Raw genomic sequence first — 26,393 nt, 5'->3', positions numbered from 1 at the left:
CCGACTCGAACGAGGACTCACCCGGGACGACGCCCTCACCCACTCCTACCGCGACTGGCTCCAAGCCGCTTGACAACCAATAGGAGCATCAACGCCGCCCGGCGAGCCCTGACTCCTCGTCCTAGATCGCGTAGCCCAGCTCGAACCAGACCCGCTTCCCCAGCGGCGATGCGGCGATTCCCCAGTCGGCGGCGAGCAGTTCGACAAGCCACAGCCCGCGCCCGTTCTCGTCGCCCGTGGCCACGTCGCCCGCGCGACGAGCCATCGGGTGGCGCGCGGACTCGTCGTAGGTGGCGACCAGCACGCGGCGGGCGTCGACGACGGTCTCGACGGTGACGAACGGGACGTCCGTGTGGGCGAAGACGTTCGTCACGATCTCGCTGGTGAGCAGTCGGGCGTTCTCGGCCAACGCGCCGTGTCCGGTGTGGGTCAGCAGCCGCACGACGTGGTCGCGCGCCAGCTTCGCGGTGTCGACGGCGTTGGGAGCCGTGAGCCAGTAGGAACGAATGGGATCGCTCGACTTCTCGGGCGGCACGACGGTCATGGGGCTTCCCCTCCCGCAGACTCGATCACAGCGACAGCACTCGGCGATCGCCGCCTAACTCACCGTGCCACCTTACGAGGTTCGCCTCACTTCTGAGGCCGCATTCACCCCATCGTGTCAGCACTTAGCTCAGAAGTGCTTCCAGCGGCCATCATGATGCCGATCGCCAGGAACGAGGAGGGCCGCATGGCATCCAAGAAGAACGTCACCGCGCGCCAGCGCCGCATCGGCGTGGAGTTGCGTCGGATGCGTGACCGGGCAGGCATGTCGATCAGCGAGGCCGCCTCGCTCCTCGGCAGCGACCGAACCAGCATCTCCAACATGGAGGCCGCACGGTTCGGCGTGAGCGGCGAACGCGTGCGCCAACTGGCCGCCAACTACGCGTGTCCGGACCAGGCTTACGTGGAGGGGCTTGCCAGCATGGCCGAGACCCGGGTCAGGGGCTGGTGGGAGGAGTACCGAGGCGTACTTCCGGCCGGGCCCGTTGACCTGGCCGAGCTGGAGTACCACGCGAAGCGCCTGACCATGGTGGACCACTTCCACATTCCCGGGCTTCTCCAGACCGAGGAGCACGCGCGTGGCGTACTACGGCTCGCGGTTCCCCAGCGGTCCGAGGTCGATCTCCTACGCCGGCTGACCCACCGCATCAAACGCAAGGCGATCTTCGAAAGGGACACCCCGACCCCCTGCCACTTCATCGTGCATGAAGCGGCGCTGCGCGCATGCCTGACCGGTCCCGACATCCAACGACGACAGCTCGACCGGTTGCTGGAGGAGAGCGAGCACGAGCATGTCACCATCCAGGTGATCCCGTTCACCGCCCCCGGATACGCCGGTGCGGGTGGAGCGTTCGCCTACGCGTCCGGCCCCGCACCCCAACTCGACACGGTGCAACTCGACAGCCCGCACGGTTCCGTCTTCCTGGACGGCGAAGACCAGTTGAGGAACTACCGGGATACGCTGGCACGAATGCAGGAGGTCGCGATGTCTCCCGACGAGTCACGCGACTTCATCTCGTCCGTACGCGACCACCTTCGGAAGGCATAGCAGCCGTGCCCGTTCTCGAATGGCGCAAGTCCTCGTTCTCCAACGAACAGGACAACTGCGTCGAGTTGGCGGTCAGCGCGCCCGCGCGACTCCTCATACGTGAGAGCGACGCTCCCGACACCGTCCTCGCCACCAACCCGGCCCGACTGCGCGCGCTGCTGCAGCGGCTCAAGGACTGACGAGCCCCGCCTCGTAGGCGGCGATGACGAGCTGTACCCGGTCCCGCGCGTCGAGTTTGGTGAGCAGGCTGGCCACGTGCGCCTTGGCCGTGCCGTGGCTGATGTGAAGGCGCGCCGCGAGTTCGGCGTTGGTCAGGCCGTGGGCGACCAGCGTCAGCACCTCGCGTTCGCGGGCCGTCACCCTGGGCAACTCCCTTGTTGTCGGCGCCGGTTCGGGACGGCGGGCGGCGAAGTCGGCGATGAGGCGGCGGGTGACGCTCGGTGCGATCAGCGCGTCGCCGGCGGCAACCACCCGCACGGCGGCGAGGATGTCGTCCAGGGCCATGTCCTTGACCAGGAAGCCGCTCGCGCCGGCGCGCAGCGAGGCGTAGACGTTGGCGTCCTCGTCGAAGGTGGTGAGGACGAGGACGCGGCTCGAAGGTACGTCGGCCGTGATCGCCCGCGTCGCCTCGATGCCGTCCATCCCCGGCATGCGGATGTCCATCACCACCACGTCGGGGCGGAGTTCCGCGGCCAGTCCGACGGCCTCGGCCCCGGTGCCGGCCTCGCCCACCGCCTCGATGCCGGCGGCCCCCTCGATCACCATGCGCAGGCCGGCGCGCACCAGCGGCTGGTCGTCGGCGAGGAGGACTCTCACGGTCATGCGGAAAGCCTAGGTCGCGGGTGAGAAGGGCGGCCGCTCCGGAGCGCCGTCCTTCTAGACTTGAACTCCGGCTGAATGCGTCTCCAGAGCGAGGGCCGATGGATCAGGGGCTGGCTGCTTTCTTGGGCGCGTCGCTGGGCGCGTTCGCCACGGGGATAGGTGCGTACATATCCGGCGTGTACGCCGGCAGGATCGAGAAGAAGCGAGCGCGCCGTCAGGCCTACACGGCCTTTCTCGCCGAGCTGAGCGTGTTCGTCGAGCAGATCACCGAGCTGCGTGACCTCATGTTCTACGCGCCCCTCAACAGCAGGGATCCGGATGCCATCAGGACGGGCCTGGCGAAGCTGGCAACTGCCCCGTCCCGCGTGAAGCTCCTGGCGCTGGGCGTCGGTCTGGAGGGTCCCCGCCACGTCTCCTCTCTCGCGAAAAGGGCGACCGACGATGTCTCGTCGCTGGTGGAGCGAATACAGTTCGCCTTCGAGCAGAACGAGTTCACAAACATGCGAGAGACGGTCGAAAGCGATTTCCAAGCACTCGATCACTTGATTACGGAGATCACGGAAGAGTCCCAGGGGCATCTATGACCGACCTCCGCTCCAGGGGGATCCGGGCGGCGACCCGGAAGCCACCGTCGGGCCGTGGCCCGGCGGTGAGCCGGCCGCCCAGGAGTTCGGCGCGTTCCCGCATGCCGGCGATGCCGTAGCCGGTTCCGCCGGTCCCGCCGGTTCCGCCCACGCCGTCGTCGTCGACCTCGACGCTCAACTCGTCGGCCAGCCAGTGAATCGTCACCCGGCAGCGGTCGGTGCCCGCGTGCCGCACCACGTTGGTCAGCGACTCCTGGACAATGCGGAAGGCCGCGTGGTCGACGGTCGGCGGCAGCGGGCGCCGTTCCCCCAGCCGGCGCACCTCCGCGTGGACGCCGGCGCCCGCCGTCGTCGCCACCAGCCGGTCCACGTCACCGAGGCCCGTGAGCGGGTCATCCTCCGGCTGTCTCAACAGGTCGAGCATGCACCGCAGTTCGCGCAGCGTCTCGCGGCTGGTGGCCTCGATCGAGTCGAGCGCGCCGCGCGCCTGCCCGGGGCTGCGGTCCAGCACCCGGCTGCCCGCCCCGGCCTGGATGGCGATGGCGCCGACGTTGTGCGCCACCATGTCGTGCAGCTCACGGGCGATCCGCAGCCGCTCGGCCGTCACCGCCGCGACGGCGGCCTGCGCCTGGAGCGCGGCGGCGTACTCCCGGCGCTGGCGGACGGTCGTGCCGGCCAGCCAGGAGAGGAGAACGGCGAGGGCCAGGCAGCCGCTCAGGCCGAGGAAGCCGACCGCGAGGGCGCGGTCCGTGCCGCCGTCCCTGACCAGGTCGAGTTGGAGCACGGTCTCCAGGACGGCGAGCGTGACGGCCGCCGCGCCCGGCCGGGGCCGCGAGGCGGCGACGCGGCCGACGAGCAGGCCGGCGACCACGAACAGCGGCCAGATCCCCTCGGCCCGCACCCCGAGCGCGGCCGCCACGGCCACCTCCACCAGCACCACCGCGAGGACCGGCAGCGGACGCCGCCAGGCCAGGACGAGCGGCGCCGCCAGCGGCACTGCCACGAGCGGCGCGCCCGTCGTCGCCGCGAGCAGCAGGCCGAGGCCGGCCGCCGCGCCCCACGGCAGCGCCGCCCGCGCGGCCGGCGGCAGGCGCTGCGGCAGCGGAACCACGGGCTCGGGGGCCCGGAGCTGGGACGACACGCGCCGATCGTAGACAGCTGTCCCCGGCCGTGGCATCGGCCCACAGACGTATGCCTCCGGGCCGACGCGGGCCCCCGGTTTCCGGCCCGGCGGCCGATGCGGCCCGGCGCGGACCTGCGGAAACGTCGTCCCCGTGATCGAAGTGAACGGACTGACCAAGCGCTACGGCGACGTGCTCGCCGTCGACGACCTCACCTTCACGGTGCGCCCCGGACTCGTCACCGGGTTCCTCGGCCCCAACGGCGCCGGCAAGAGCACCACGCTACGGATGATCCTCGGCCTGAACCGGCCGTCCGCCGGCACCGCGACGATCGAGGGGCGCCCGTTCGGTGGCCGGCGTGCCGGGCTGCGGTATGTCGGCGCACTGCTGGACGCGGGCGACGTGCACCCGGGCCGCACGGCCGCCGCGCACCTGGCCGCGCTGGCCCGCTCCAACGGCCTGCCGCGGCGGCGGGTGGCGGAGGTGCTCGACGAGGTGGGCCTGGCCGAGGTGGCGGGCCGGCGCGCCGGCGGGTTCTCGCTTGGCATGCGGCAGCGGCTCGGCATCGCGACCGCGCTGCTCGGCGATCCTCCCGTGCTGCTGTTCGACGAGCCGGTCAACGGCCTGGACCCGGAGGGCGTGCGGTGGGCGCGCGGCTTCTTCCGGCGGCTGGCCGCCGAGGGCCGCACGGTGCTGGTCTCCAGTCACCTGATGAGCGAGATGGAGCACACCGCCGACCGGCTGGTGGTCATCGGCAGGGGCGAGTTGATCGCGGACGAGACCGTCGCCGAGTTCGCCGCGCGCGGCAACGACGACCGGGTCACGGTGCGCACCCCGGAGCCGGCCGCGCTCGCCGCCGCGCTGACCGCCGGCGGCGGCACCGTCCGCGCCGACGCCACCGGGGCGCTCACCGTCACCGGCCTGCCGGCCGCCAGGATCGGCGAACTCGCCCTCGCCCACCGCGTCTCGCTGCACGAACTCGCCCCGCGTCCCGCGTCCCTGGAGGAGGCGTTCATGGCGCTCACCGCCGACCGCGCCGAGTACCTGGCGGGTGAGCGCCGATGACCGCCCGCGACCTGCTCGCCGCCGAGTGGATCAAGCTGTGGTCGCTGCGTTCGACCCGCTGGCTGCTGGGCCTCGGCGCGCTCGCCCTGATCGCGATCGCCGCGCAGAGCGCCGCCACCACCTACCAGCAGTGGCCCGGGTTCGGGCCCACCCAGCGCGCCCACTACGACCCGATGTCGGAGGCGTTCAGCGGCTTCTCGGTGGCGCTGCTGATGATCGGCGCGGGCAGTGTGGGCGCGCTGGCGATCGTCGGCGAGTACGCCACCGGGCTGATCCGCACCACCCTCACCGCCGTGCCGGCCCGCCACCGGGTGGTGGCGGCCAAGGTGACCGTGCTGGCCGGCGTCTCGCTCGCCGCCGGGGCGGTCGTCTCGCTCGGCGCCTTCGCCGTCAGCCAGGCCGTCGTCTCGGGGCGCGGCGTCGGCCTGTCCCTCACCGACCCGGGCGTGCCGCGCGTGCTGGCGGCCCACGCCCTGCTCGCGCCCGTGTCGGCGCTGGTCGGCCTGGGCCTCGGGGCGCTGCTCCGGCACACTGCGGCCGCGGTCGTCAGCACCTGCGCCGCGCTCGTCATCGTGCCTGGCTTCTTCAAGCCGAGCGTCCACCAGTGGGCCAACGAGCTGTACGGCCTGTTCCCCTACTACGCCTGGCGCGGCACGCTCTCCCTGCTCGCCCCGCGCGACTCCCCCGCCCTGCCGTCGATCGCCGACTCGTGGCTGGCCTACGCCCTGTGGCCACTGGCCGCCGCGGTGGTGGCCGTGGTCGTGGTCCGGCGCCGCGACGTGTGACGTGTCCGGCCGCCGGGGCGGCTGGTTGACTGCGAGCCATGGAGACCGTCAAGCCACCCGCACTCGCGCCGGGCGCCCATGTCGGCGTCGTCGCCACCTCCTCGCCGCTCACCGCAGAACAACTGCGCCGCGTCACCGGCCATTTCGAGGCGCGCGGCCACCCCGTCAAGGTCGCCCCCGGCGTGCTCGACCGGCTCGGTTTCCTCGCCGGCACGGCGGAACGCCGGGCGGCCGGCGTGATGGCGATGTTCGCCGATCCCGACGTCGGCCTGGTCGTTCCGGCGAACGGCGGGGCCGGCGCGGAACATCTGGTGGACCGTCTCGACTACGCGACGATCCGGGCCAACCCGAAGCTCTTCACCGGCTTCAGCAACCCCACGAGCCTCAACAACGCGATCTGGGCCGCCGCCCGGGTACCGACCGTGCACGGCATCAGCGGGTTCCAGTTCTTCCCGTCCACCGCCGAGCCCTGGACGGAGAACGCGTTCTGGGCCATGGCCACCGGTCCCGTCACCGGCCACGAGGTCGCCGGCCCGCACTGGCGCGTCCACCGCGCCGAGCGCCCGCGCGTCTCGGGGCACGTCGTGGGCGGCAATCTCACGGCTTTCAGGACCCTGGTGGGCACCAGGTGGATGCCGCCGACCGCCGGGTCGATCCTGCTCATCGAGGCGATGACGGCCACCTTCGAGAGCATCGACACCGCCCTCACCCACCTCAGACTCGCCGGCGTCTTCCGCGACATCGCGGCCCTCGTCATCGCCGCCCCCGCCGACTGGCCCCGCGAGAACGCGCCGGACGCCGACGTCGACGAACTGGTCCTGCGCTGCGTCGGCGACGGCTTTCCCGTCGTCACCAACGTCGAGTACGGCCACCAGCCGAGGAAGATCCAGTTCCCGATCGGCTGCCGCGTCGAGTTCGACCTGCACGGCCGACCACCGGTGCTGCGCTACCTCGAAGACCTCGTCCGGGTGTGAGCCGGCGCGGAGCGTGCCCGTCCGCCGTCACCGATCAGGACCCACCACGGGCCGCCACTCGCGCACGCCGACCACCCGCACGCCCGGGGAGCGGTAGTACGGGTCGGCGGCCATGATCCGGTCCACCTCCTCCCGGTCTCCCGGGAAGACCAGCAGGGCCCCGCTGTCGTCCGCGAAGGGTCCGGCGGCCAGCAGGCGGCCCTCCGCGTGCAGTCGGGTCAGCAGCGCCCGGTGGGCGGGGCGGGCGGCGAGGCGTTCCGGCTCGGGGCCGAAGGCGAGTTCGACGATCAGCATGCGGGTGACGGTACGGTCGGCCGGGTGAGCCCGTCTGTATCAGCCGATACACCGCCGCCGCACGCGGCGCTCGGCGCCGTCCCGCTGCTGGCCGGCGTCCCGGACGACCGGCTGCGCGAACTGTGGGCCGCCAGCCTGCGGCGCCGCCACCCGGCAGGGCAGACGCTGCGGCACGCCGGCGCGCCGGCGACCCACCTGCTGCTCCTGCTGCGCGGCACGGTCGCCGCCACCGGCCACACCGCCGCCGGCCGGACCGTCCGGCACGGCGAGTGGACAGGACCGCGCGCCCTCGACAAGGTCGCGGTGATCGACGGCCTCGGCCACACCGCCACACTCACCGCCGTCACCCCCTGCGCGGTGGCGGCGCTGCCGCGCGACCGCTTCCTGGCGCTGACGGACGACGCCGCGTCCGTCAGGAGACACGTGCTGTGGGTGCTGGCCGCCGAGGCCCGCCACCAGCAGGCCCGCTTCACCGCCACCGCCACCCTCCCGGCCGAGGCCCGCCTCGCGGCCTGGCTGCTCACGGAGGCCGCGACGCGGCGCGACACGGTGATCCCGGTGGGCACCCAGCAGGACCTCGCCGACCTGCTCGGGGTCAGCCGCGTCACCGTCAACCGGGCCCTGGCCCGGCTGCGCCGGGACGGCCTGATCGCCCCGGCCGGCCGGGCGGTGCGGGTGCTGGCGCCTGAGCTGCTGCGGCTCAGGGCGGCCAAGGGTGCTTGAAGGCGGGTGCTTGAAGGCCGGCCCTCACTCCGGGCGACCGCCGACGAGCTTGTCCATCATGCGCTCCAGCGGACCGTTGTCCCCGAGGAAGCTCTTGACCGATGCTTCGGTGTTCTCGATCGCCGAGAGGTCGGACCACCGAAGCGACCACCCGGCCTCGCTGCTCAGCTGGCCGAGAAAAGCCCGCTGAGCCCGGCCGTTCCCCTCCCGGAAGGGGTGGAGAGCGTTGACGTCGCCGTACAGCGCCGCGATCTCTCTGACGAAGTCCGCTCTCGGCAAGCCGCGCAACCAGTTCGCGGACCGGAGTCGCCCGAAGACCTCGTCGGCGTACGCACGTATGGTGCGGACGGGACAGAAGGAGGTCCACTTCGTGAGGTCGACCGTGCGCAGTTCGCCGGCCCAGGGGTAGACGTCGCCGAAGATCACGCTGTGGAAACGCTGCAGATGAGCCAGGTCGTAGTCGCCGGGCAGCGGTCGACTCGTCAAGAGTGCCAGGCGGGCGCGCGAGATGTCCGCCTCCGCCTCGCTCAACGCCCGGGGGTCCGTGATCCCCAGCTTGTTCCGTAAGGCGCCGCTCGGCAGAAGGTAGGGGTCGCTCATCCAGCCCGCCGGTTCTCCTGGCCTCGATGGCGCGCGATGGCTCGGGCGACCATTTCCTCACCCGAGATCTCTCCCCGCACCCAGGCGTCGGCGTCCCGGTCGGCGGCGCCCGATGTCCTGAGCCCCTCCGCCGCCACCGATGCAGTGGCCGACTCGACCGCGAGCCGCCTCTCGCGCTTCTCGACCAGCGCCTCGAAAGCCTCGACGGACAACAGCACACCCTGCGGCTTTCGGTGCGCCCCGATCAGCACGGGCTCGGCCTCGGGGCCCGCGGCACTCAGCTCGGCCAGTATCTGCGAGAGCCCCTTGCGCGCGTCACCGACGGTGACGACCTCAGGAATGTCCATGGCTCCACCCTACCCGAAATCTGTACATGTTTACGTACAGATTTCGCGGCCTCCAGAGCCCGCCGCCACGTCGCCGCCGTCGTCAGTCCGCCCCGCCCGGGGGTGTTCGTCCCGTCACCCCGGGCGGGGCGGAGTCTCGGTCGCGCCCTACCGAGGGCGGCTCACAGGGTGTGCTCGCGGTAGCGGGCCACGGTCTCGGCCAGGACCTCGTGGCCGTCCCGCGCCCAGAGTCCGTCGTTGAAGATCTCCACCTCCACCGGGCCCCGGTAGCCGGCCGCGGTGACCCGCTCGCGGAACCAGCGGAAGTCCACCGAGCCGTCGCCCAGTTGCCCGCGGCCCGTGAGGACGCCCGCCGGCAGCGGGGTGGTCCAGTCGGCGTACTGGAAGCAGTGGATGCGCCCGCCCGCGCCCGCGCGGGCGATGCCGGCGGCGATCGTGTCGTCCCACCACAGGTGGTAGGTGTCGACGACGATCCCCACCTGCTCGGCCGGGAAGCGCTCCGCCAGGTCGAGCGCCTGGGCCAGCGTGGAGACCACGCAGCGGTCCGCCGCGTACATCGGGTGCAGCGGCTCGATCGCCAGCCGGACGCCGCGCTCGGCCGCGTACGGCGCCAGTTCGGCCAGCGCGTCGGCGATCCGCTCCCGCGCGCCCGGCAGGTCGCGGCTGCCGGCCGGCAGGCCGCCGGAGACCAGGACCAGGGTGTCCGTCTCCAGTTCGGCCGCCTCGTCGATCGCCGCCCGGTTGTCGGCCAGGGCGGCGGCCCGCTCGGCCGGGTCGATGGCCGTGAAGAAGCCGCCCCGGCACAGCGAGGTCACCGTGAGGCCGGCCTCGCGGACCAGCCGCGCGCTGGCGGCCAGACCGTGCTCGGCCACCGGCTCCCGCCAGAGGCCGACGCCGGGCACGCCCAACTCGACGAGTCCCTTGACCAGTTCGGGCAGGGACAGCTGCTTCACCGTCATCTGGTTGATGGAGAAGCCGGTGAGGTCCACGGCGTCGGTCATCAGGCACCCACCCCGTACACGGCCAGCAGTCGGCCCATCCGGTCCCGCGCCGTCTCCGGGTCGGGGAAGAGACCGAGCCCGTCGGCCAGCCGGTAGGCCCGCGCGAAGTGCGGCAGCGAGCGCGCCGACTGGAGGCCGCCCACCATGGTGAAGTGCTCCTGGTGCCCGGCCAGCCAGGCCAGGAACACGACGCCCGTCTTGTAGAAGCGGGTCGGCGCCCGGAAGAGGTGCCTGGACAGCGGCACGGTCGGGTCGAGCGCGGCCCGGAAGCCCGCCACGTCGCCGGTGTCCAGCGTCCGCACCGCCTGGGCCGCCAGCGGCCCGAGCGGGTCGAAGATGCCCAACAGGGCGTGGCTGAAGCCCTGTTCGTCGCCGGCGATCAGCTCGGGGTAGTTGAAGTCGTCGCCCGTGTAGCAGCGCACCCCGTCCGGCAGCCGGCGCCGCAGCTTGATCTCGCGCTGGGCGTCGAGCAGCGAGACCTTCACGCCGTCCACCTTGTCCGGGTGGGCGGCGATGATCTCGACGAACGTGTCGGTGGCCGCGTCCAGGTCCTCGCTGCCCCAGTAGCCGGTCAGCGCCGGGTCGAACATCGGCCCGAGCCAGTGCAGGACCACCGGCTCGGCGGCCTGCCGCAGCAGCCCGCCGTAGACCTCGGCGTAGTCTTCGGGTCCCGCGGCGGTGGCGGCCAGCGCCCGGGAGGCCATCAGGATGGCCTGCGCGCCGGTGGACTCGACGAGCGCGAGCTGCTCCTCGTAGGCCGCCCGCACGGCGGCCAACGAGGTTGTTCCGGGCGCGAGTTGGTCGGTGCCGACGCCGCAGGCGATCCGGCCGCCGACCGCCTTCGCCTCGGCGCCCGAGCGGCGGATCAGCTCGGCCGCGCCGGCCCAGTCGAGGCCCATGCCGCGCTGCGCGGTGTCCATCGCCTCGGCCACGCCGAGGCCGTGTGACCACAGGTGCCGGCGGAACGCCAGCGTGGCGTCCCAGTCCACGGCCGCCGGGTCGTCGGGCGTCACGTCGGCGAACGGGTCGGCCACCACGTGCGCCGCCGAGTAGACGATGCGGGACGCCAGCGGCGGGGCGCCCGAGGGGTCGAAGACGGCGGGCTCGGCGCGCGGCTCGTACTCGACCAACGCGCCCGTGTCGTCGGGCAGTCGGATGGTCCGGGTCATGATGCGGGCACCCCCTACAGGCTCAGCTCGGGAACGGGCAGCCGGCGGCCCTCGGCGGACGACCGCAGGCCGAGCTCGGCCAGCTGCACGCCCCGCGCCCCCGCCAACAGGTCCCAGCTGTACGGCTCGTCGAGCACCACGTGGCGCAGGAACAGCTCCCACTGCGCCTTGAAGCCGTTGTCGAACTCCTCGTTGTCCGGGACCTGTTGCCACTGGTCGCGGAAGACCTCGGTGGCCGGCAGGTCCGGGTTCCACACCGGCTTGGGGGTGGCGGAACGGTGCTGCACCCGGCAGTCGCGCAGCCCGGCGACGGCCGAGCCCTCGGTGCCGTCGACCTGGAACTCCACCAGCTCGTCGCGGTTGACCCGCACCGCCCAGGAGGAGTTGATCTGCGCGATGGCGCCGCCGGCCAGCTCGAAGACGCCGTAGGCCGCGTCGTCGGCGGTGGCCTCGTACGGCTTGCCGTTCTCGTCCCAGCGCTGCGGGATGTGGGTGGCGGCAAGCGCCTGCACGCTCTCCACCCGGCCGAAGATGTCGTGCAGCACGTACTCCCAGTGCGGGAACATGTCGACGACGATGCCGCCGCCGTCCTCGCTGCGGTAGTTCCACGACGGGCGCTGGGCGGCCTGCCAGTCGCCCTCGAACACCCAGTAGCCGAACTCGCCGCGCACGGACAGGATCCGGCCGAAGAAGCCGCCCTCCACCAGGCGCTTGAGCTTGCGGAGCCCGGGCAGGAACAGCTTGTCCTGCACCACGCCGTGCTTGATGCCGGCGTCGCGGGCCGCGCGGGCGAGGCGCAGCGCGCCGTCGAGCCCGGTGGCGGTGGGCTTCTCGGTGTAGATGTGCTTGCCGGCGGCGATGGCCTTGGTCAGGGCCTCCTCGCGGGCCAGGGTGACCTGCGAGTCGAAGTAGACGTCGACGCTGTCGTCGGCCAGCACGGCGTCGAGGTCCGTGCTCACGGCCTCCGGGTCGAGGCCGTGCCGCTCGGCGAGCTCGCGCAGCGCGTGCTCCCGGCGGCCGACCAGTATCGGCTCCGGCCAGATCACCGTGCCGTCGCCCAGGTCGAGGCCGCCCTGCTCGCGGATCGCGAGGATCGAACGGACCAGATGCTGGCGGTATCCCATCCGCCCGGTGACGCCGTTCATGGCGATCCGGACGGTCTTTCGCGTCGTCATGCCCCTGCCTCCCACACGGCCTGCTTTCCGCGCCACCGAGTCGCCCCCGATTCAGTAAGCGCTTTCTATCGAGAGAGACGCTAACCTCTCCCCACCGGCTTGGACAAGTGTGGGAGCAGAGCATGTCCGTAACGCTGGCGGATGTCGCGGCCCGCGCTGGGGTGTCCGCGGCGACCGTGTCACGCGTACTCAACGGCAACTACCCGGTCGCGGGTGAGACCAGGAGCCGGGTGCTGCGCGCGGTCGAGGAGCTCGAGTACGTGGTCAACGGCCCGGCCTCCGCGCTCGCCGCCGCCACGTCCGACCTGGTCGGGGTGCTGGTCAACGACATCGCCGACCCGTTCTTCGCGGTGATGGCGAGCGCCGTCCAGTCGGAGATGAGCCCGGCCGCGGACGGCACCGGGCTCAGCGGCCAGAAGATGGCGATCATCTGCAACACCGGCGGCTCCCCTGAGCGCGAGCTCACCTACCTCACGCTGCTCCAGCGCCAACGCGCCGCCGCCGTGGTGCTCACCGGCGGCACGGTCGAGGACCCGGCGCACACCGAGGCGCTGGCCACCCGGCTGCGGCGGCTCTCCGACGCCGGCACCCGGGTGGTGCTGTGCGGCAGGCCGCCGCTGCCGGGCCACGACGCGCTCACCGTCACCTTCGACAACCGCGGCGGCGCCCGGCGGCTCACCGAACACCTGCTCTCCCTCGGCCACCGGCGGCTCGGCTACCTCGCGGGGCCCACCGCCCGCACCACCACCCGGCACCGTCTCGAGGGCCACCACGCGGCGCTGAGCGAGGCCGGCCTGGCCGGCGAGGCGACGCTGACCGTGCACGGCGCCTACGACCGGGCCTCCGGCTACGACGGGGCGCTTGAGCTGCTGCGCCGCGAGCCGCGCCTGACGGCGATCCTGGCGGCCAACGACACGGTCGCCCTCGGCGTCTGCGCGGCGCTGCGCGACCGTGGCCTGCGGATCCCGCAGGACGTCTCGGTCACCGGCTTCGACGACCTGCCGTTCGCGGTCGACGCGACCCCGGCGCTGACCACCGTCCGCCTGCCGCTCGCCGACGCCGGCGCCCGCGCCGGCCGCCTGGCCCTCGACCGCGAGACGCCCCCGGTGGGCGGGGTCGCCACCTACCACGCCGACCTCATGGCCCGCGCCTCCACGGCCCCGCCGAGCCGGACCGGGCCATAGGCCCGGAACGAGCCGCGCGGACCGTCCGGAACCCGCGCCGGCCCTGCCGGCCGCGGCACGCGCCGGCCCGGCTTCGCCCGGTCGGGCCACCGCCAGTGCGGTGCGCACATGGCACGGCGGCCGGCGGCGTCCGGCCGAGGGCTCATAGCCGGCCTCGGTGATCCCGGGCGTCGCGGCGTCCGCGCCAGGTCGTCCGGCCGGCCGCCACTGGTGCGGCACGCGCACCGCACGCCACCCACCTGGCCGCCGCAAGGAACGCCCGCCCGGCACAACCGCCCCGGCGCGAAGCGCCGGCGGCGGCGGCGCACGGACCGTGCCGCCACCCCGTCGCCGACCCGCCAGTACGGCACGCGCGTCCCCGGCCCGGCCGCCAAGCCGTGCGCACCGCAGGCCACCGCCCCGGCCTCCGCCGGCCGCAAAGCGGTGCGCGAAGGAACACCCCGCCGTACCTCGAAGCCCGCCGGCCACGGCGGGCCGCCGTACAGCCGCAAACCGGCAGCCAGCAGCAGGCGTCCCCGCACTGCTGGCCCGGCCGCAAGGCCGTGCACACGACCACCCCGCCGTTCGACGAAGCCCGCCGGCCGCCAGGCCGGCGGCGGCCGGCGCAACCGCCGGCGGCGCTCCGCGCCGGCGGTATCCGACCGGCGAGGGGAGGCCCGCGCGGTTACGGTTGACGGGTGGCTTGGCTACCGGATCGCGTTCGTCGCGGTGGCGTGCTGACGCTGCTGCTCGTCTGCCTCGCGCTGGTCGCGGCGGTCTCGGTCTACGACGCCCAGCTGAGCGGCCGGGTCAGGTGGGCCGGCTTCACCGCCCTGGCGCCGGTCGTGGCCGGGGCGCTGCTGCCGTTCTGGCCGACCCTGGTGGTCGGCGCCGTCGCGCTCGGCACCAATCTGATCATCTACGGGCTCCTCCCCAGCGACGTCACCTTCGTCTCCCGCCTCTTCGCCGTCGGCATCGTGGCCATCGGCGTCACGCTCGGGATCACCGTCTGCCGGGTGCGCCTCGACCGCGAGCAGCGGGTGCGGGGGCTGACGATCGCCAGGGAGCGGCTCAGCCTGTTGACCGTGGCCAGCCAGCAGGTCGGCTCGACCCTCGACGTGTCCCGCACCGCCCAGGAGCTGGCCGACGTGGCCGTCCCCCGATTGGCGGACTTCGTGTGCGTGGACCTCTTCGACCCGGTGCTGCGCGGCGAGGAGCCCGAGCCCGGGCCGGTCCACGGCCCGCTGCGGCTGCGGCGGGTGGCACAGCAGTCGGTGCTCGAGGGTGTCCCGGAGGCCGTCGTCGCCCCGGGGGACGTCGCCCACTACCCGGAGGAGTACATCCTGTCCCGCTGCCTGGCCGAGGGCCGGGCGGTGCGCGAGCCGATGCGGCTGGCGGGCGACCGTCTCCCGGAGTGGCTGGAGCTGGATCCCAAACGCGCGGAGCACGCCAGGAAGTTCGGCTTCAACTCCGGCATCGCCGTCCCGCTGCGGGCCCGCGGCACCACCATGGGGGTCGCGGTGTTCATCCGGCACCAGCGGCAGGAGCCGTTCGACGACGACGACCTGCTGCTGGCCGAGGAGGTCTGCGCCCGGGCCGCCGTCTGCGTGGACAACGCCCGCCGCTACACGCACGAGCACCGCACCGCACTGACGCTGCAACGCAGCATGCTGCCCCGGCGGCTGCCCCGTCTTGCGGCGGTCGACGTGGCGACGCGCTACCTGCCGGCCGGCGGCCAGGCCGGGGTGGGCGGCGACTGGTACGACGTCATCCAGCTCTCCGGCGCCCGGGTGGCGCTGGTGGTGGGCGACGTGGTCGGGCACGGCCTGTACGCCACGGCCACCATGGGCCGGCTGCGCTCCGCGGTGCGGACGCTCGCGGACATCGACCTGCCGCCCGACGAGCTGCTGACCCACCTGGACGACGTGATGATCCGGCTCCGCGCGGAGACCGAACAGGACAGCCCGGGCGGCGGGTTCAGCGCCACCTGTCTGTACGCCGTCTACGACCCGGTCTCCCGCGCCTGCACGGTCGCCAGGGCCGGGCACCCGCTGCCCGCGCTGGTACTGCCCGAGGGCCGGGTCGACCAGATCGAGCTGCCGGCCGGACCGCCGCTCGGCATCGGCGGGCTGCCGTTCGAGTCGGCCGAGTTGCTGCTGCCCGAGGACAGCGTGCTGGTGATGTTCACCAACGGCCTGCTGGAGTCCAGGTCCGACGGGACGACCGGCGGCATCGCGGAGCTGCGGGAGGCGCTGTCCCAGCCGGTGACGTCGCTGGAGTCGGCGTGCGACGCGCTGCTGAAGACGATGCTCCAGGAGGGGCCGCGGGACGACGTGGCGCTGCTGCTTGCCCGCACGCACGCGCTCGACACGGCGCACGTGGCGACATGGGACGTGACGCCGAGCCCGGAGGCGGTGGCCACGGCGCGCGAGCTGGCCACCGGTCAGCTGGCCGAATGGGGGCTCGCGGAGGCGGCGTTCACCACGGAGCTGGTGGTGAGCGAGCTGGTGACCAACGCCATCCGGCACGCCGGCGGGCCCATCCAGCTGCGGGTGATCCGCGAGCACGGCCTGATCTGCGAGGTGTCGGACGGCAGCAGCACCTCGCCGCACCTGCGCCGGGCGCGGGTGTACGACGAGAGCGGGCGCGGTCTGTTCATCGTGGCGCAGCTGACCGAGCGTTGGGGCACCAGGCAGACGAGCAGCGGCAAGACGATCTGGGCGGAGTTCTCGCCGGACGCCCCGCTGCCGGTGTGAGGCCGTGCGCGGGTCCCTGACCCGGTGCCGTTGTCGGTGGCGTGTGGCAGGCTCGACGGCATGACCGACACGACGCGCCCCCTGGCCAGCGGGCCGCTGGGCATCCGGCTGCTGGCGTTCGACCGCCTCCCGGAGGGCAGCGAGTTCGCCGACGCGCGCGTCGGGTACTGCCTGGTCGCGGTGGAGCGCGGCGACCGGGTGCTGCTGGTCCTCGACCGCGGCCGGGGGTGCTGGGAGCTGCCGGGTGGCGGCATCGAGCCGGGGGAGACGCCGCGCCAGGCCGCGGCCCGTGAGCTGCGGGAGGAGGCGGGGCTCTCCCTGGCCCCCGAGGAGTTGCGCTTCGCCGGCTTCGCGCTCACCGCCTTCGCCGACAAGCCGGAGCTGCGCGGCGCCGTCTTCCGGGCCGAGCTCCCCGAGACCGCCGGGGCCGGCGAGCCGGCCGGGTTCACGCCCAACGAGGAGATATCCGCGATCAGCTGGTGGGACGGCGAGGCGCCGCTGCCCGGCGGGACCCTGCAGACGGTGGACGCGGTTCTGGCCGAGCTGGTGCGCGGGGGCCCGGAGGGCGCGTAGCGTGGCCGCATGGCGAGAGCGGACGGCTTCGCGTACGACGTGCGGGCGGACGGCAGCGTGCGGATCACCCACCGGGGGCGGGTGGCGGCGGTGCTGCGGGGCGAGCGCGCGCGGGAGTTCCTGGCGGCGGTCGCCGCGCCGGGCGGGGATCCGCAGCTGGTGATGGCCCGCTGGACGGGGAACTACCGGCGGGGCAACGAGCGCACGGCCCGCGACCACCCACGCAACCATTAGTCGTCCGACGGCTCAGCAGCGACCCCGATGGGCTGGGCAGGCCCCGAACAGGTCGTGCAGCAGCGGGTAGAAACGGCGGCGCGCGGCCCGGCGGAGGTAGTCCACGCCGCTGGTCCCGCCGGTGCCGGGCGCGTCGCCGATGAGGCGGGCGGCGAGGTCGGCGTGGCGGGTCCGCCAGGCGACGACCTCCTCGTCGTACGCGTACAGGTGGGCCGCCAGCCGCCGCAGCTCGCCGGTACCGGGCTCCCGCCCGGCGGCGACCCGGGCCAGGGCCGCGGGCAGACTGTCTTCTCCCACGGCTTCCCCCACATCCCGCCCGCCGACGTCCGGTTCGCGCAGGAGGTGCCGGAAACCGTCCCACACGCTGGGCTCGGCCAGGCGTCGCAGCACCGCGTCCCGTTCCTCGGGTCCCAGGCCGGCGCAGGCCCGCTCAGGCGGGTCGGGCGCCTCCCGCCCGGAGAGGAACTCCAGCTCCCGGAACTGGGCCGACTGGAGCCCGCTGGCCGGCGCCAGCGCGTCGCGGAACCCGGCGAAGTCGGCCGGGGTCATGAACTCCAGGACGGCCAGTTGCTCCAGCAGCACCCGGCCGACGACGTGGATCCGTTCGAAGACGCGGGACGCCGCGGCGGGCCGGCCGGCGAGCATCTCGTCGCGCACCAGTTCCAGGTCGGCCAGCAGCAGCTTGAACCACAGCTCGTAGGTCTGGTGCGTGACGATGAACGCCAGCTCGTCCCGGGCGGGCGGCCGCACCACGGGCACCTGGGCGGCGAGCAGGTCGGCCAGGCGCAGGTAGCCGCGGTAGGTCAGGGGGCCGGACGGCGGTAACCCGGACGGGGACGCCGGTGCGGAGGAGGCGGTCGCCATGGTCACTCGCCCCCGTCCCCCGCCACCAGCCCGTGGCGGACGAACTCCTCGTAGGCACCGGGCACGTCGAAGACCCCGGCGGAGCGGCACATCCGCACGGTGGACCGGGTGATGGAGCGGATGCGCTCCCGGTCGGTCGCCAGGTGGTCGTCGACGACCGCGGCGATGACGTCGGCGTCGACCCCGGCCAGGGCGAGGGACGCGCGGGCCGGCCCGAGGTCGGCGGCGAGGCAGTCGTGGATCAGGGCGGGCAGGGCGTGGGCGGCCAGGGCGCGGTGCCGGGCGTCGAGCGCGTGCCACAGCCGGTGGAAGTAGCCGGAGAAGAAGCGGTGGTGGCGGCCCTCGTCCCGGGCGTGGTCCCGCATGAGGTCGCGGACCGTCGTGATGACCGTGGTGTCGCCGGGCAGCTCGTTGAGGACGGCGGTGATCAGCGTCTCGAAGACGACGACCTGTAAGAGCCCGGCGAGGACCGGTTCGCCGGGCAGCAGCCGGTTGGCCGTCGTGGCGAGCCGGTCGACGAACCGGCCGTAGTCCCAGTCGGGTACCGGCACGCCGGTGGTGTCGGCGATCTGGTGGGCCAGGTCGAGGCTGTAGAGGGCGTGGTAGCCCTCGTCGCAGTAGACCTTGAACGCGTCCAGCCGGTCGTCCGGGGTCAGTTCGACGCCGCTGCGGCCGTTGGCGATCCGCTCGGCCGCGGTGTTGACGACCCGCGTCTCCATGTGGGTGGTCGATATCAGGAACTGGTACAGGTGCCGCAGCGCGAGCGCGGAGCGCTGATGCCGGTCAAGGCCGGCCAGGAGCGGGTGGTCGAGGAAGGGCACCAGGCGTTCGGGGAAGAAGACCTTGCCCTGGTCGCTCTCGTCGTGGAAGGTCCGGCGTACGCCCGAGCGCACCCCCGCGGCGGTGTACCACTCGGCGAAGGGGCCCGTCGCTCCGGCGTCTGCGCCGTCCGGGGCCGGTGTGGCGGTCGTCATCTCCTGCTGTACTCCGTCATCGTGTCCGTCGGGTCGGTGGTCTTCGCCGCGTGCGCGCGGCGAGCAGTCCGCCCAGGCGCTCGACGGCCACGCGGACGGTGGTGGGTTCGGTGGTGTGGCACATCCGGAACCAGCCGGGTTCGGGGGCCGCGAACATCCCGCCGGGCAGCATGCTGACCCGACGGTTCTCGAACAGCTCGCGCCACAGGGCCTCCTCGGCCGCGTGCCCGGTGTCGGGGCCGGACGCGCCGGCGGGCAGGGCCGCCCGCAGGTCGAGCCACACGGAGAAGCCCGCCTCGGCCGGCAGGTGCGGCACGCCGTGGTGCTCCAGCGCGCCGGTCGCGGCGGCGTAGGAGGCGCCCAGCCGCCGTCGCCCGGCGGCCAGGTACCGCGCGACCCAGCCGGGGTCGTCGGTCAGCAGCCACGCCAGCAGTTCCTGGGTCTGGGTGGACAACGGCGCGAAGTAGGCCAGTTCACGGGCCGCGGCCAGGACGTCCGGCGCCGTGGTGTGCAGGACGCCCGCCTTGAAGCCGGGGAGGGCGAAGTCCTTGGCGAAGCCCCACACCACATGGACCCGTTCCGGGGGCAGCGGCGAGCCGGTGGCGGCGTCGGCCGCGCTGACGAACCGCCGGGGCCCGAAGACGCTGTGGGCGTACAGCTCGTCGCTGATGACGTCGAGGTCAAGGTCGGCGGCCACGGCCAGCAGCCGGCCCAGGTCCTCCGCCGGGTAGACCTGTCCCAGCGGGTTCGACGGCGACGACAGCGCCAGGGCCCGCACGGGGACGCCGTCGCGCCGGGCGCGGTCCACGGCGTGGCGAACGGCGTCCGGCGCGAGGGCGAACCCGTCGGCGGGCGACAGCGGGGCGGGCAGCAGCCGGGCGCCGGACCGGCCCGCGAGGTCGACGTCGAACGCCCCGTAGTAGGGGGCCGGGACGACGATCCCGTCGCCGGGGTCGCACAGCGCGGTGGCGACGACGTCCAGCGCGGTGGTGGCGCCCGCGACGACCACGAGGTGGCCGGGGTCCACCGGGGTGGCACGTGAGGTGGCCGACAGGAAGGCGGCGATCGCCTCGCGCAGCCGGGCCGAGCCGTGGAGCGGCGCGTACCGGGTGGTGGCGGCGTCGGGCGGCGGAGCCTCGGCGAGGCGGGGCGCCAGCAGGTCCGCCACGAGCCGGTTCTCGGCGGTGCCGAGGTTGACGTAGCCGCCGGGGTTGCGTTCCGGGTGGTACGGGTCGGCCTCGGCGCGGAAGTGCGCGGCGGCGATGGGCGGTGACGCCTTGACCAGCCGGCCCGCCTGTCGGGACACCATCGTCACCACCCCCGCCAGGACTGCCCGGTCCAGTCGTCGTGGCCCGGGGTGCGGTCCAGGGCGGCCGGGTCGCTGCCAAGACCGAGCGAGGCGTCGACGACGGCCCCCCGCAGGATCCGGGCCGGCTCCTCGCACAGCCACCACAGGACGTCGGCGACCTCAGCGGGCTCGATGAGCCTTCCGCCGGGCAGCCCCGAGGTGAAAGCCCGCAGCCGGTCAGGGCCCAGGCCGTCGAGGGTGCTGGCGCGGAACATCCCGGTGTCGACGGCCCCCGGGCACACCGCGAACACGTCGACCGGCAGGGCCGACCACTGGGCCGCCAGGTGCCGCGTCAGGTAGGCGACGGCGGCCTTGCTCATGCCGTCCGCCACGTCGAACTGGGGGAACACGGCGACGCCGCCGCCGACGCTGGAGACGTTGAGGACCTTGCCGTAGCCGCGGGCGATCATCGCGGGGGCGAACTGCCGCACCAGCCAGAGCGGCCCGAGGCAGTTGACGCGCAGGAACGCGGCGTCCCGGTCGGGGCCGGGCTCCGGCGCGTGGCGGGCCACGGTGGCCGAGCCCACGGCCGCGTTGTTGACCAGGACGTCCACCCGGCTGCCGGTGAGCGCCCGGCCCAGTTCCTCGTGGCTGTCCCGTTCCCCCTGCCGGAAGGCGAGCGCCGTGACCTCGTGGCCCTCGGCCGCCAGCTCCGTCACCAGCTCCTCCGCCGGTCCGGCACCGCTGTGGTAGGTGAAGAACACCCGATCCCCGGCGCGGGCGAACCGGCGCACCGCGGCCGCGCCGATGCCGCGCGACCCCCCGGTGACCAGTACGCCGCGACGCGTCCGCGCGTCCGTGTCCGCATTCGTCTCCCGCACGGGTCCTTCCTACCGACGGTCGGCGGGTGAAGTCCCCGAAGTCGTCGGCAGCCGCGACGACTTGTTCAAGTCACCGGTGAGCAGCGCGACTTGTCCATGTCGGCGGGCCGCCGCAGGCCGTCCCGCTGCTAGGGTCTGTCTGATGATTCCCGGTGGATCAGCGAGCGGCGAATGGCTCCCCCAGCTAACGGCCCCCAGCTAACGCTGGGAGGTGCCCCCAGGGAGGTGCCCCCATTCGCTGGCAAGGCGCCCCACGCGGCGGAGCCGCACGTCGGCCGCAGCGCAGCTCGTACTTGGCCGTACTCGCGCGATTCGGCAACGCAGCCTGGGGGCACCTCCCGGACGGAGTCTGGGGGAGGGATGCTAGCCGTCGCGAGCCCGCCGGGGATTGTCAGACAGGCCCTAGGGTCGCGGCGCCGAGAGGAGGTTCCGCGTGACCGAGGCGACCGAGGACCGCTCCGTCCTGACCCGGACCGCTCCCGCGCCCGACGAGGTCCTGCGCTACGGCCCGGACACCGCCCACCACGTGGCCGACGTCTGGCGGCCCGCGCCGGGCGCCGTGCCGGGCCGCCCGCCCGTGGTGTTCCTGCACGGCGGGTTCTGGCGGCCCGACTACGACCGCGGCCACACCCGCCCGCTGGCGGCGGCGCTGCGCGACGCCGGCTGGCCGGTCGTCTCCGCCGAGTACCGCCGGGTGCCGGGCCGGCCCGACCTGACGACCGCGGACGTCCGGGCCGTGCTCACGGCCCTCGCCGCGCTGCCCGGCGACGCCCCCGGCGGCACCCGCGGCGGATACGTCCTGGCGGGCCACTCCGCCGGCGGTCACCTGGCGCTGTGGGCGGCGGCCGCGCCCGGCGTGCCGCCGCCACGGGGCACGCTGGCCCTGGCCCCGGTCGCCGATCTGCGGCTGGCCCACGACCTGGCGCTGGACGAGGACGCCGTCCACGCGTTCCTCGGCGCCGGTCCGAACGGGCGCCCGGACCTGGACCCCGTCCGGGCTCCGGGGCCCGGCTCGCCGGTGACGATCCTGCACGGGGCGGCGGACGGGATCGTGCCCCCGGCCGTCGCCGCGTCGTACGCGGCGGCCCACCCCGGCACCCGGCTGGTCCGCCTGCCAGGCGCCGGCCACTTCGCGGTGATCGACCCGCTCAGCGCCGCCTGGCCGGCGGTGCCGGCGGCACTGGCCGAACTCGCTGGCCCGTCCGGCCCGGACGGCCGTCCCGGGGCGACGGCACCGGACTGACGCCCCGGCCCGCGCGCCGTCCGCGACCGGTGCGGGTCAAGGGCGAACGCCCGCGAGGGTCACCTTTTCACCGACTCCAACGCCTCGGCGTCCGCCGGCGCCGGCTCGGCACCCGTGTAGCTGGCCCACAGGCGGGCGTAGCGGCCGCCGGCGGCGAGGAGTTCGGCGTGTGGTCCGTCCTCCACCACCCGGCCGTGGTCGAGGACGACGACCCGGTCGGCGCGGGCCGCGGTGGAGAGGCGGTGCGCCACCACCAGCGTGGTGCGGCTGCCGGCGAGGCGGTCGGTGGCCTGGTTGACCAGCGCCTCGGTGGCGAGGTCGAGCGCCGCGGTGGCCTCGTCGAGCAGCAGGATGTCGGGCCGCACCAGTTCGGCGCGGGCCAGGGCGATCAGCTGGCGCTGTCCCGCCGAGAGGTTGCGGCCGCGTTCGGCGACCCGGTGCCGGTAGCCGTCCGGCAGCGCGGCGATCATGGCGTGCGCGCCGACCGCCCTGGCCGCCGCCTCCACCTCGGCGTCGGTGGCCTCCGGTCGGCCGTAGGCGATGGCGTCCCGCACGGTGCCGGGGAAGAGGTAGGGCTCCTGTGGCACCACGCCGAGCCGGTGCCGGTAGCCGGCGAGGTCGAGGTCGCGCAGGTCGGCGCCGTCCACCCGGACCGCGCCCGCCGTCGGGTCGTGGTAGCGCGCCACCAGCTTGACCAGGGTGGACTTGCCGGCGCCGGTCTCGCCGACGAAGGCGACGGTCTGCCCGGCCGGGACCCGCAGGTTCACCCCGGCCAGCGCCTCGTCGTCGGCGCCCCGGTAGGCGAACCGCACGTCGTCGAACTCCAGGTCGCCACTGAGCGACTCGACGCCGATGGGCCGCTCGGGCGCCGGGGTCGAGGTGCGCTCGCGCAGCAGCTCCTGGATGCGGCCGAGCGAGACGACGGCCTGCTGGTAGCCGTCGAAGACCTGGGAGAGCTGCTGCACCGGGGCGAAGAACAGCTCGATGTAGAGGAGGTAGGCGACCAGCGCGCCGGCGGTCAGGGTGCCGTCCCCGACCCGGCCGGCGCCGACCACCAGCACCCCGGCGGTGGCCAGGGTGGCGAGCAGCTGCACGAAGGGGAAGTAGACGGAGATCAGCCACTGTCCCTGCACCCGGGCCTGCCGGTAGCCGTCCGAGCGGTCGGCGAACCGCTCGTAGCCGTCCCGCTCGCGCCGGAAGGCCTGGACGATCCGCAGCCCGGCCACGGACTCCTGGAGGTCGGCGTTGACGCCGCTGACCCGCTCCCGCGCCAGCTCGTAGGCGCGGGAGCTGCGCCGGCGGAACACCACCGTGCAGGCGACCAGCGGCACCAGGGTGGCCAGCACGATCAGCGCCAGCTGGAGGTCGATGGCGAGCAGCACGCCCATGATGCCGAAGAAGGTGAGCACGGAGACCAGCGCCTGGGTGAGGCCGGTTTGCAGGAAGGTGGTGAGGGCGTCGACGTCCGTCGTCATCCGGGTCATCACCCGGCCGGCCTGCTCGCGCTCGTAGTAGTCGAGGCCGAGCCGCTGGAGCTGGGCGAAGATCTTGACGCGCAGCGAGTAGAGGGCCCGCTCGCCGGTGCGGCCGACGGCGCGGATCGCCCCGTACTGGGCGGCCCACTGGCCGAGCACCACGGCGAGCGCGATCCCGGAGGCGGCCCACACGGCGCCGAGCGCGGCCCGTTCGACGCCCTGGTCGATGCCGTGCCTGATCAGCACCGGCACCAGCAGGGACGCGGCGGCGTCGGCGACCACCAGCAGCAGGGCGAGCAGCAGCGGCCGGCCGAGCCCGGCGAGCAGCCGGCGCAGCCCGTACTCGGTCTCGGGGCGCGCGGCCCGCGCCTCGTCGATGTCGGGGGTGTCGGTGGCGGGCGGCAGGGCGGCGACCCGGGCCCGCAGCTCGGGGCTGCCGGCCTCGTCCTCCGCCGGCTCGCCGACCTCGGGCCTGGGGGCACCTCCCAGCGAAGCTGGGGGAGGATTGCCGGCCGGCTCGGCGGTGACGCCGGCCGGGTCACGCTCGACGCCGCCGAGCTCGCCGGGGTCGGCGAGCAGGGCGCGGTAGAGCTCGCAGCGCTCGACGAGCTCCTCGTGGGTCCCGGTGTCGACGAGCCGGCCGCCGTCCAGCACGGCGATCCGGTCGGCGAGCTGGAGCGTGGACTGCCGGTGGGCGATCAGCAGCGTGGTGCGGTTCGCCATCACCGACCGCAGCGCGCCGTGGATCTCGTGCTCGACGCGGGCGTCCACGGCCGAGGTGGCGTCGTCCAGGATCAGCAGCCTGGGGTCGGTGAGGATGGCGCGGGCCAGCGCGATCCGCTGCCGCTGGCCGCCGGAGAGGGTGAGGCCCTGCTCGCCGATGCGGGTGTCGTAGCCGTCGGGGAGCGCCAGGATGAACTCCTCGGCCTGGGCGGCGCGGGCGGCGGCCCTGATCCGCCGCTCGTCGGCCTCGGGGTGGCCGTAGGCGAGGTTGGCGCGGATGGTGTCGGAGAACAGGAAGCTGTCCTCGGGCACCAGGCCGATGGCGGTGCGCAGCGAGTCGTGGGTGAGGTGCCTGACGTCCTCGCCGCCGATCCTGACGGCGCCCTCGTCGGGGTCGTAGAAGCGGGGCAGCAGCAGGGAGACGGTGGACTTGCCGCTGCCCGAGGGGCCGACGACGGCCAGCGTCTCGCCCGGCTCGATACGCAGGCTGAGGTCGCGCAGCACGGGCCGCTCCGGGCCGTAGCCGAAGGAGACCCGGTCGAACTCGACGGTGGCCGGGGCGTCGGCCGGCAGTTCGTGGGCGTCCGGGGCCTCGCTGATCTCGGGCCTGGTGTCGATCAGCTCCACGACCCGCTCGACGCCGGCCCGCGCCTGCTGGCCCATGGTGAGGATGAGCGTGAACATCCGCACCGGGCCGACGAGCTGCGCCAGGTAGGTGGAGAAGGCCACGAAGGTGCCGAGCGAGATCTGGCCCCGGGTCGCCATCCAGCCACCGAACGCCAGCATCGCGACCTGGCCGAGCGCCGGCACGGCCTGGAGCGCCGGGGTGTAGCGGGCGTTGAGCCGGACGGTGCGCATCCGGGCGCCGAAGAGCCGCCGGCTGACGTCGCGCAGCTTGCCGGTCTCCTGCTCCTCCTGCCCGAAGCCCTTGACGACGCGGACGCCGGTGACGGCGCCGTCCACCACGCCGGCCACCTCGGCGGCCCGCTGCTGGGCGTACCAGGTGGCGGGGAAGAGCCGGTCCCGGCTCCGGACCGTGATGAACCAGAGGGCGGGGCCGACGGCGAGGGCGACGAGGGTGAGCGGCGGCGAGAGGGTGACCATCACGACCAGCGAGACCGCGAAGAGCATCAGGTTGCCGACGGTCATCGGCAGCATGAAGAGCAGGCCCTGGATCAGCTGGAGGTCGCTGGTGGCGCGGCCCACGACCTGCCCGGTGGACAGCTGGTCCTGGCGGCGGCCGTCGAGCCGGGTGATGGTGCGGAAGATCTCGGTGCGCAGGTCGTGCTGGACGTCGATGCCGAGCCGGCCACCGTAGTAGCGGCGGATGAAGGTGAGCGCGTAGACGACGAGGGCGGCGGCGATCAGCAGCGCGATCTGCCCGCCGAGCCCGCCCTCGCCGCCGACCACGACGTCGTCGATGACGTTCTTGACGATCAGCGGCATCAGCGCCATCACGGCCATGCCGACCAGCGAGGCGCCGACGGAGAGCAGCAGGTTGCGCCGGTAACGCCAGCAGTAGGCGGTCAGCCGCCGTATCCATCCCTCACCAGGACCACCACCACGACCACCACTGGGCACGCCGTCTCTCCCTCGCTGTCGTATCCCAGGGAAACCCAACGCCGGGACCTGCGGATTTCATCCCACAGCAACACTATGAACCGACGATCAGCGGAGTGGTAATTCGGTTGCGGGGCGCCGACGCGCGTGCGTACGGTCACCGCCATGGGAGCGTTGAACATCCACGGTCTGTGCGCCGCCGCGCGGGCCGTGTTCATGTACACCCGTCCTCGCGTGCGGCGTCCGGCCCTGGTCCTGGGGGACCTGTCCGGCGCCTGAGCGTCCCGTTGTAGCCAGCTCTCCCGTGCCCGATCAGGGCCGTCCGTGTGTCTCTGACCACCGGACAGGCCGTCGGCACCTCCTTGCGTTCCCATACCGCCGCCTCGGCCTGTCCTCGCACACACGAGG

At 73.8% G+C, this 26,393-nt stretch carries 26 protein-coding genes; 12 read left to right on the top strand and 14 right to left on the bottom strand.

Features of this window, described 5'->3' with window-relative positions; translation table 11 throughout:
• Nucleotides 1–121: 121 nt before the first annotated feature.
• On the bottom strand, nucleotides 122–544 hold the full coding sequence (locus ACFWI8_RS16760) for an ATP-binding protein (RefSeq protein WP_387091437.1): 423 nt from the start codon (nucleotides 542–544) through the stop codon (nucleotides 122–124).
• Between the two features lie 186 nt (nucleotides 545–730).
• Between ACFWI8_RS16760 and ACFWI8_RS16755 the strand changes: the two genes are divergently transcribed.
• Both ACFWI8_RS16755 and ACFWI8_RS16750 read left to right on the top strand, forming a co-directional pair.
• Entirely contained in the window at nucleotides 731–1,591 is an 861-nt protein-coding gene (locus ACFWI8_RS16755) for a helix-turn-helix domain-containing protein (protein ID WP_387091434.1), read from the top strand.
• 5 nt (nucleotides 1,592–1,596) lie between these two features.
• Complete coding sequence (locus ACFWI8_RS16750) at nucleotides 1,597–1,770, top strand: DUF397 domain-containing protein (protein WP_387091431.1); 174 nt, start codon at nucleotides 1,597–1,599, stop codon at nucleotides 1,768–1,770.
• Here the strand turns inward: ACFWI8_RS16750 and ACFWI8_RS16745 are convergent.
• The gene (locus ACFWI8_RS16745; RefSeq protein ID WP_387091428.1) at nucleotides 1,760–2,413 is read right to left on the bottom strand and encodes a response regulator; all 654 of its coding nucleotides are present in this window, start codon (nucleotides 2,411–2,413) and stop codon (nucleotides 1,760–1,762) included. The two genes, ACFWI8_RS16750 and ACFWI8_RS16745, sit on opposite strands and share 11 nt — an antisense overlap.
• A 98-nt stretch (nucleotides 2,414–2,511) precedes the next feature.
• Here ACFWI8_RS16745 and ACFWI8_RS16740 point away from each other — a divergent pair, with 98 nt between their 5' ends.
• Nucleotides 2,512–2,997: a hypothetical protein gene (locus tag ACFWI8_RS16740; protein ID WP_387091425.1), complete on the top strand. Its 486-nt coding sequence runs from the start codon at nucleotides 2,512–2,514 to the stop codon at nucleotides 2,995–2,997.
• On the opposite strand, the gene ACFWI8_RS16735 is transcribed toward ACFWI8_RS16740, so the two are convergent.
• Complete coding sequence (locus tag ACFWI8_RS16735; RefSeq protein ID WP_387091422.1) at nucleotides 2,969–4,138, bottom strand: sensor histidine kinase; 1,170 nt, start codon at nucleotides 4,136–4,138, stop codon at nucleotides 2,969–2,971. The two genes, ACFWI8_RS16740 and ACFWI8_RS16735, sit on opposite strands and share 29 nt — an antisense overlap.
• 133 nt (nucleotides 4,139–4,271) lie before the next feature.
• Between ACFWI8_RS16735 and ACFWI8_RS16730 the strand changes: the two genes are divergently transcribed.
• From ACFWI8_RS16730 to ACFWI8_RS16720, 3 genes are read left to right on the top strand one after another with little or no spacing between them, the layout of a single operon-like run.
• Nucleotides 4,272–5,183 (top strand): ABC transporter ATP-binding protein, encoded by a 912-nt coding sequence (locus tag ACFWI8_RS16730; protein WP_387091419.1) that lies wholly within the window; start codon nucleotides 4,272–4,274, stop codon nucleotides 5,181–5,183.
• Entirely contained in the window at nucleotides 5,180–5,968 is a 789-nt protein-coding gene (locus ACFWI8_RS16725; RefSeq protein ID WP_387091416.1) for an ABC transporter permease, read from the top strand. The genes ACFWI8_RS16730 and ACFWI8_RS16725 overlap by 4 nt, the downstream gene beginning before the upstream one ends.
• Nucleotides 5,969–6,006: 38 nt before the next feature.
• Entirely contained in the window at nucleotides 6,007–6,942 is a 936-nt protein-coding gene (locus ACFWI8_RS16720; protein ID WP_387091413.1) for an LD-carboxypeptidase, read from the top strand.
• A 27-nt stretch (nucleotides 6,943–6,969) separates the two neighbouring features.
• Here ACFWI8_RS16720 and ACFWI8_RS16715 read toward each other — a convergent pair whose 3' ends face one another.
• Nucleotides 6,970–7,236, bottom strand: a complete 267-nt coding sequence (locus tag ACFWI8_RS16715; protein ID WP_387091410.1) for a YciI family protein — start codon at nucleotides 7,234–7,236, stop codon at nucleotides 6,970–6,972.
• A 24-nt stretch (nucleotides 7,237–7,260) separates the two neighbouring features.
• Between ACFWI8_RS16715 and ACFWI8_RS16710 the strand changes: the two genes are divergently transcribed.
• Entirely contained in the window at nucleotides 7,261–7,959 is a 699-nt protein-coding gene (locus ACFWI8_RS16710) for a Crp/Fnr family transcriptional regulator (RefSeq protein ID WP_387091407.1), read from the top strand.
• Between the two features lie 24 nt (nucleotides 7,960–7,983).
• On the opposite strand, the gene ACFWI8_RS16705 is transcribed toward ACFWI8_RS16710, so the two are convergent.
• The 5 genes from ACFWI8_RS16705 to ACFWI8_RS16685 form a co-directional block, all read right to left on the bottom strand.
• Nucleotides 7,984–8,490: a Fic/DOC family protein gene (locus ACFWI8_RS16705; RefSeq protein ID WP_387091404.1), complete on the bottom strand. Its 507-nt coding sequence runs from the start codon at nucleotides 8,488–8,490 to the stop codon at nucleotides 7,984–7,986.
• A 65-nt stretch (nucleotides 8,491–8,555) separates the two neighbouring features.
• Entirely contained in the window at nucleotides 8,556–8,906 is a 351-nt protein-coding gene (locus tag ACFWI8_RS16700; protein WP_311596863.1) for a type II toxin-antitoxin system Phd/YefM family antitoxin, read from the bottom strand.
• Nucleotides 8,907–9,067: 161 nt separating this feature from the next.
• On the bottom strand, nucleotides 9,068–9,907 hold the full coding sequence (locus tag ACFWI8_RS16695; RefSeq protein ID WP_387091400.1) for a sugar phosphate isomerase/epimerase family protein: 840 nt from the start codon (nucleotides 9,905–9,907) through the stop codon (nucleotides 9,068–9,070).
• The gene (locus tag ACFWI8_RS16690; protein ID WP_387091397.1) at nucleotides 9,907–11,076 is read right to left on the bottom strand and encodes a dihydrodipicolinate synthase family protein; all 1,170 of its coding nucleotides are present in this window, start codon (nucleotides 11,074–11,076) and stop codon (nucleotides 9,907–9,909) included. Before ACFWI8_RS16690 ends, ACFWI8_RS16695 begins: the two co-directional genes overlap by 1 nt.
• 14 nt (nucleotides 11,077–11,090) lie before the next feature.
• Complete coding sequence (locus ACFWI8_RS16685; protein WP_387091394.1) at nucleotides 11,091–12,251, bottom strand: Gfo/Idh/MocA family protein; 1,161 nt, start codon at nucleotides 12,249–12,251, stop codon at nucleotides 11,091–11,093.
• Nucleotides 12,252–12,373: 122 nt separating this feature from the next.
• Between ACFWI8_RS16685 and ACFWI8_RS16680 the strand changes: the two genes are divergently transcribed.
• The 4 genes from ACFWI8_RS16680 (at nucleotide 12,374) to ACFWI8_RS16665 (ending at nucleotide 16,977) form a co-directional block, all read left to right on the top strand.
• Complete coding sequence (locus ACFWI8_RS16680; protein ID WP_387091391.1) at nucleotides 12,374–13,435, top strand: LacI family DNA-binding transcriptional regulator; 1,062 nt, start codon at nucleotides 12,374–12,376, stop codon at nucleotides 13,433–13,435.
• 677 nt (nucleotides 13,436–14,112) lie between these two features.
• Nucleotides 14,113–16,170, top strand: a complete 2,058-nt coding sequence (locus ACFWI8_RS16675) for a SpoIIE family protein phosphatase (protein WP_387091388.1) — start codon at nucleotides 14,113–14,115, stop codon at nucleotides 16,168–16,170.
• Between the two features lie 60 nt (nucleotides 16,171–16,230).
• The gene (locus tag ACFWI8_RS16670; RefSeq protein ID WP_387091385.1) at nucleotides 16,231–16,743 is read left to right on the top strand and encodes an NUDIX domain-containing protein; all 513 of its coding nucleotides are present in this window, start codon (nucleotides 16,231–16,233) and stop codon (nucleotides 16,741–16,743) included.
• A gap of 9 nt (nucleotides 16,744–16,752) precedes the next feature.
• Entirely contained in the window at nucleotides 16,753–16,977 is a 225-nt protein-coding gene (locus ACFWI8_RS16665; protein WP_387091382.1) for a hypothetical protein, read from the top strand.
• A gap of 12 nt (nucleotides 16,978–16,989) precedes the next feature.
• Here the strand turns inward: ACFWI8_RS16665 and ACFWI8_RS16660 are convergent, their stop codons facing one another.
• Genes ACFWI8_RS16660 through ACFWI8_RS16645 form a run of 4 tightly spaced genes read right to left on the bottom strand, consistent with a single transcriptional unit; the run spans nucleotide 16,990 to nucleotide 20,984 of the window.
• Entirely contained in the window at nucleotides 16,990–17,841 is an 852-nt protein-coding gene (locus tag ACFWI8_RS16660; RefSeq protein ID WP_387091464.1) for a tryptophan 2,3-dioxygenase family protein, read from the bottom strand.
• 2 nt (nucleotides 17,842–17,843) lie between these two features.
• On the bottom strand, nucleotides 17,844–18,815 hold the full coding sequence (locus tag ACFWI8_RS16655) for a diiron oxygenase (RefSeq protein WP_387091379.1): 972 nt from the start codon (nucleotides 18,813–18,815) through the stop codon (nucleotides 17,844–17,846).
• Between the two features lie 16 nt (nucleotides 18,816–18,831).
• Nucleotides 18,832–20,124, bottom strand: coding sequence for an aminotransferase class I/II-fold pyridoxal phosphate-dependent enzyme (locus ACFWI8_RS16650; protein ID WP_387091376.1), 1,293 nt, complete (start codon nucleotides 20,122–20,124; stop codon nucleotides 18,832–18,834).
• 2 nt (nucleotides 20,125–20,126) lie between these two features.
• Nucleotides 20,127–20,984 (bottom strand): SDR family NAD(P)-dependent oxidoreductase, encoded by an 858-nt coding sequence (locus ACFWI8_RS16645; RefSeq protein ID WP_387091373.1) that lies wholly within the window; start codon nucleotides 20,982–20,984, stop codon nucleotides 20,127–20,129.
• Nucleotides 20,985–21,417: 433 nt separating this feature from the next.
• Here ACFWI8_RS16645 and ACFWI8_RS16640 point away from each other — a divergent pair, with 433 nt between their 5' ends.
• The gene (locus ACFWI8_RS16640; protein ID WP_387091370.1) at nucleotides 21,418–22,227 is read left to right on the top strand and encodes an alpha/beta hydrolase; all 810 of its coding nucleotides are present in this window, start codon (nucleotides 21,418–21,420) and stop codon (nucleotides 22,225–22,227) included.
• A 59-nt stretch (nucleotides 22,228–22,286) separates the two neighbouring features.
• Here the strand turns inward: ACFWI8_RS16640 and ACFWI8_RS16635 are convergent, their stop codons facing one another.
• A complete protein-coding gene (locus ACFWI8_RS16635) occupies nucleotides 22,287–26,006 on the bottom strand; it encodes an ABC transporter ATP-binding protein (RefSeq protein WP_387091367.1) in 3,720 nt (1,239 codons plus the stop codon).
• Nucleotides 26,007–26,393 lie beyond the last annotated feature (387 nt).

The organism is Streptomyces sp. NPDC127098, assembly GCF_042722465.1.
GTDB lineage: Bacteria > Actinomycetota > Actinomycetes > Streptomycetales > Streptomycetaceae > Streptomyces > Streptomyces millisiae.
This window is presented reverse-complemented; position numbering and strand designations above follow the sequence as displayed.

Bases quoted from the DNA above. Each gene is read 5' to 3' on its own strand.
- ACFWI8_RS16760 (WP_387091437.1), bottom strand. From the start codon at position 544: ATGACCGTCGTGCCGCCCGAGAAGTCGAGCGATCCCATTCGTTCCTAC.
- ACFWI8_RS16755 (WP_387091434.1), top strand. From the start codon at position 731: ATGGCATCCAAGAAGAACGTCACCGCGCGCCAGCGCCGCATCGGCGTG.
- ACFWI8_RS16745 (WP_387091428.1), bottom strand. From the start codon at position 2,413: ATGACCGTGAGAGTCCTCCTCGCCGACGACCAGCCGCTGGTGCGCGCC.
- ACFWI8_RS16740 (WP_387091425.1), top strand. From the start codon at position 2,512: ATGGATCAGGGGCTGGCTGCTTTCTTGGGCGCGTCGCTGGGCGCGTTC.
- ACFWI8_RS16725 (WP_387091416.1), top strand. From the start codon at position 5,180: ATGACCGCCCGCGACCTGCTCGCCGCCGAGTGGATCAAGCTGTGGTCG.
- ACFWI8_RS16720 (WP_387091413.1), top strand. From the start codon at position 6,007: ATGGAGACCGTCAAGCCACCCGCACTCGCGCCGGGCGCCCATGTCGGC.
- ACFWI8_RS16715 (WP_387091410.1), bottom strand. From the start codon at position 7,236: ATGCTGATCGTCGAACTCGCCTTCGGCCCCGAGCCGGAACGCCTCGCC.
- ACFWI8_RS16700 (WP_311596863.1), bottom strand. From the start codon at position 8,906: ATGGACATTCCTGAGGTCGTCACCGTCGGTGACGCGCGCAAGGGGCTC.
- ACFWI8_RS16695 (WP_387091400.1), bottom strand. From the start codon at position 9,907: ATGACCGACGCCGTGGACCTCACCGGCTTCTCCATCAACCAGATGACG.
- ACFWI8_RS16690 (WP_387091397.1), bottom strand. From the start codon at position 11,076: ATGACCCGGACCATCCGACTGCCCGACGACACGGGCGCGTTGGTCGAG.
- ACFWI8_RS16685 (WP_387091394.1), bottom strand. From the start codon at position 12,251: ATGACGACGCGAAAGACCGTCCGGATCGCCATGAACGGCGTCACCGGG.
- ACFWI8_RS16680 (WP_387091391.1), top strand. From the start codon at position 12,374: ATGTCCGTAACGCTGGCGGATGTCGCGGCCCGCGCTGGGGTGTCCGCG.
- ACFWI8_RS16670 (WP_387091385.1), top strand. From the start codon at position 16,231: ATGACCGACACGACGCGCCCCCTGGCCAGCGGGCCGCTGGGCATCCGG.
- ACFWI8_RS16665 (WP_387091382.1), top strand. From the start codon at position 16,753: ATGGCGAGAGCGGACGGCTTCGCGTACGACGTGCGGGCGGACGGCAGC.
- ACFWI8_RS16660 (WP_387091464.1), bottom strand. From the start codon at position 17,841: ATGGCGACCGCCTCCTCCGCACCGGCGTCCCCGTCCGGGTTACCGCCG.
- ACFWI8_RS16655 (WP_387091379.1), bottom strand. From the start codon at position 18,815: ATGACGACCGCCACACCGGCCCCGGACGGCGCAGACGCCGGAGCGACG.
- ACFWI8_RS16650 (WP_387091376.1), bottom strand. From the start codon at position 20,124: ATGGTGTCCCGACAGGCGGGCCGGCTGGTCAAGGCGTCACCGCCCATC.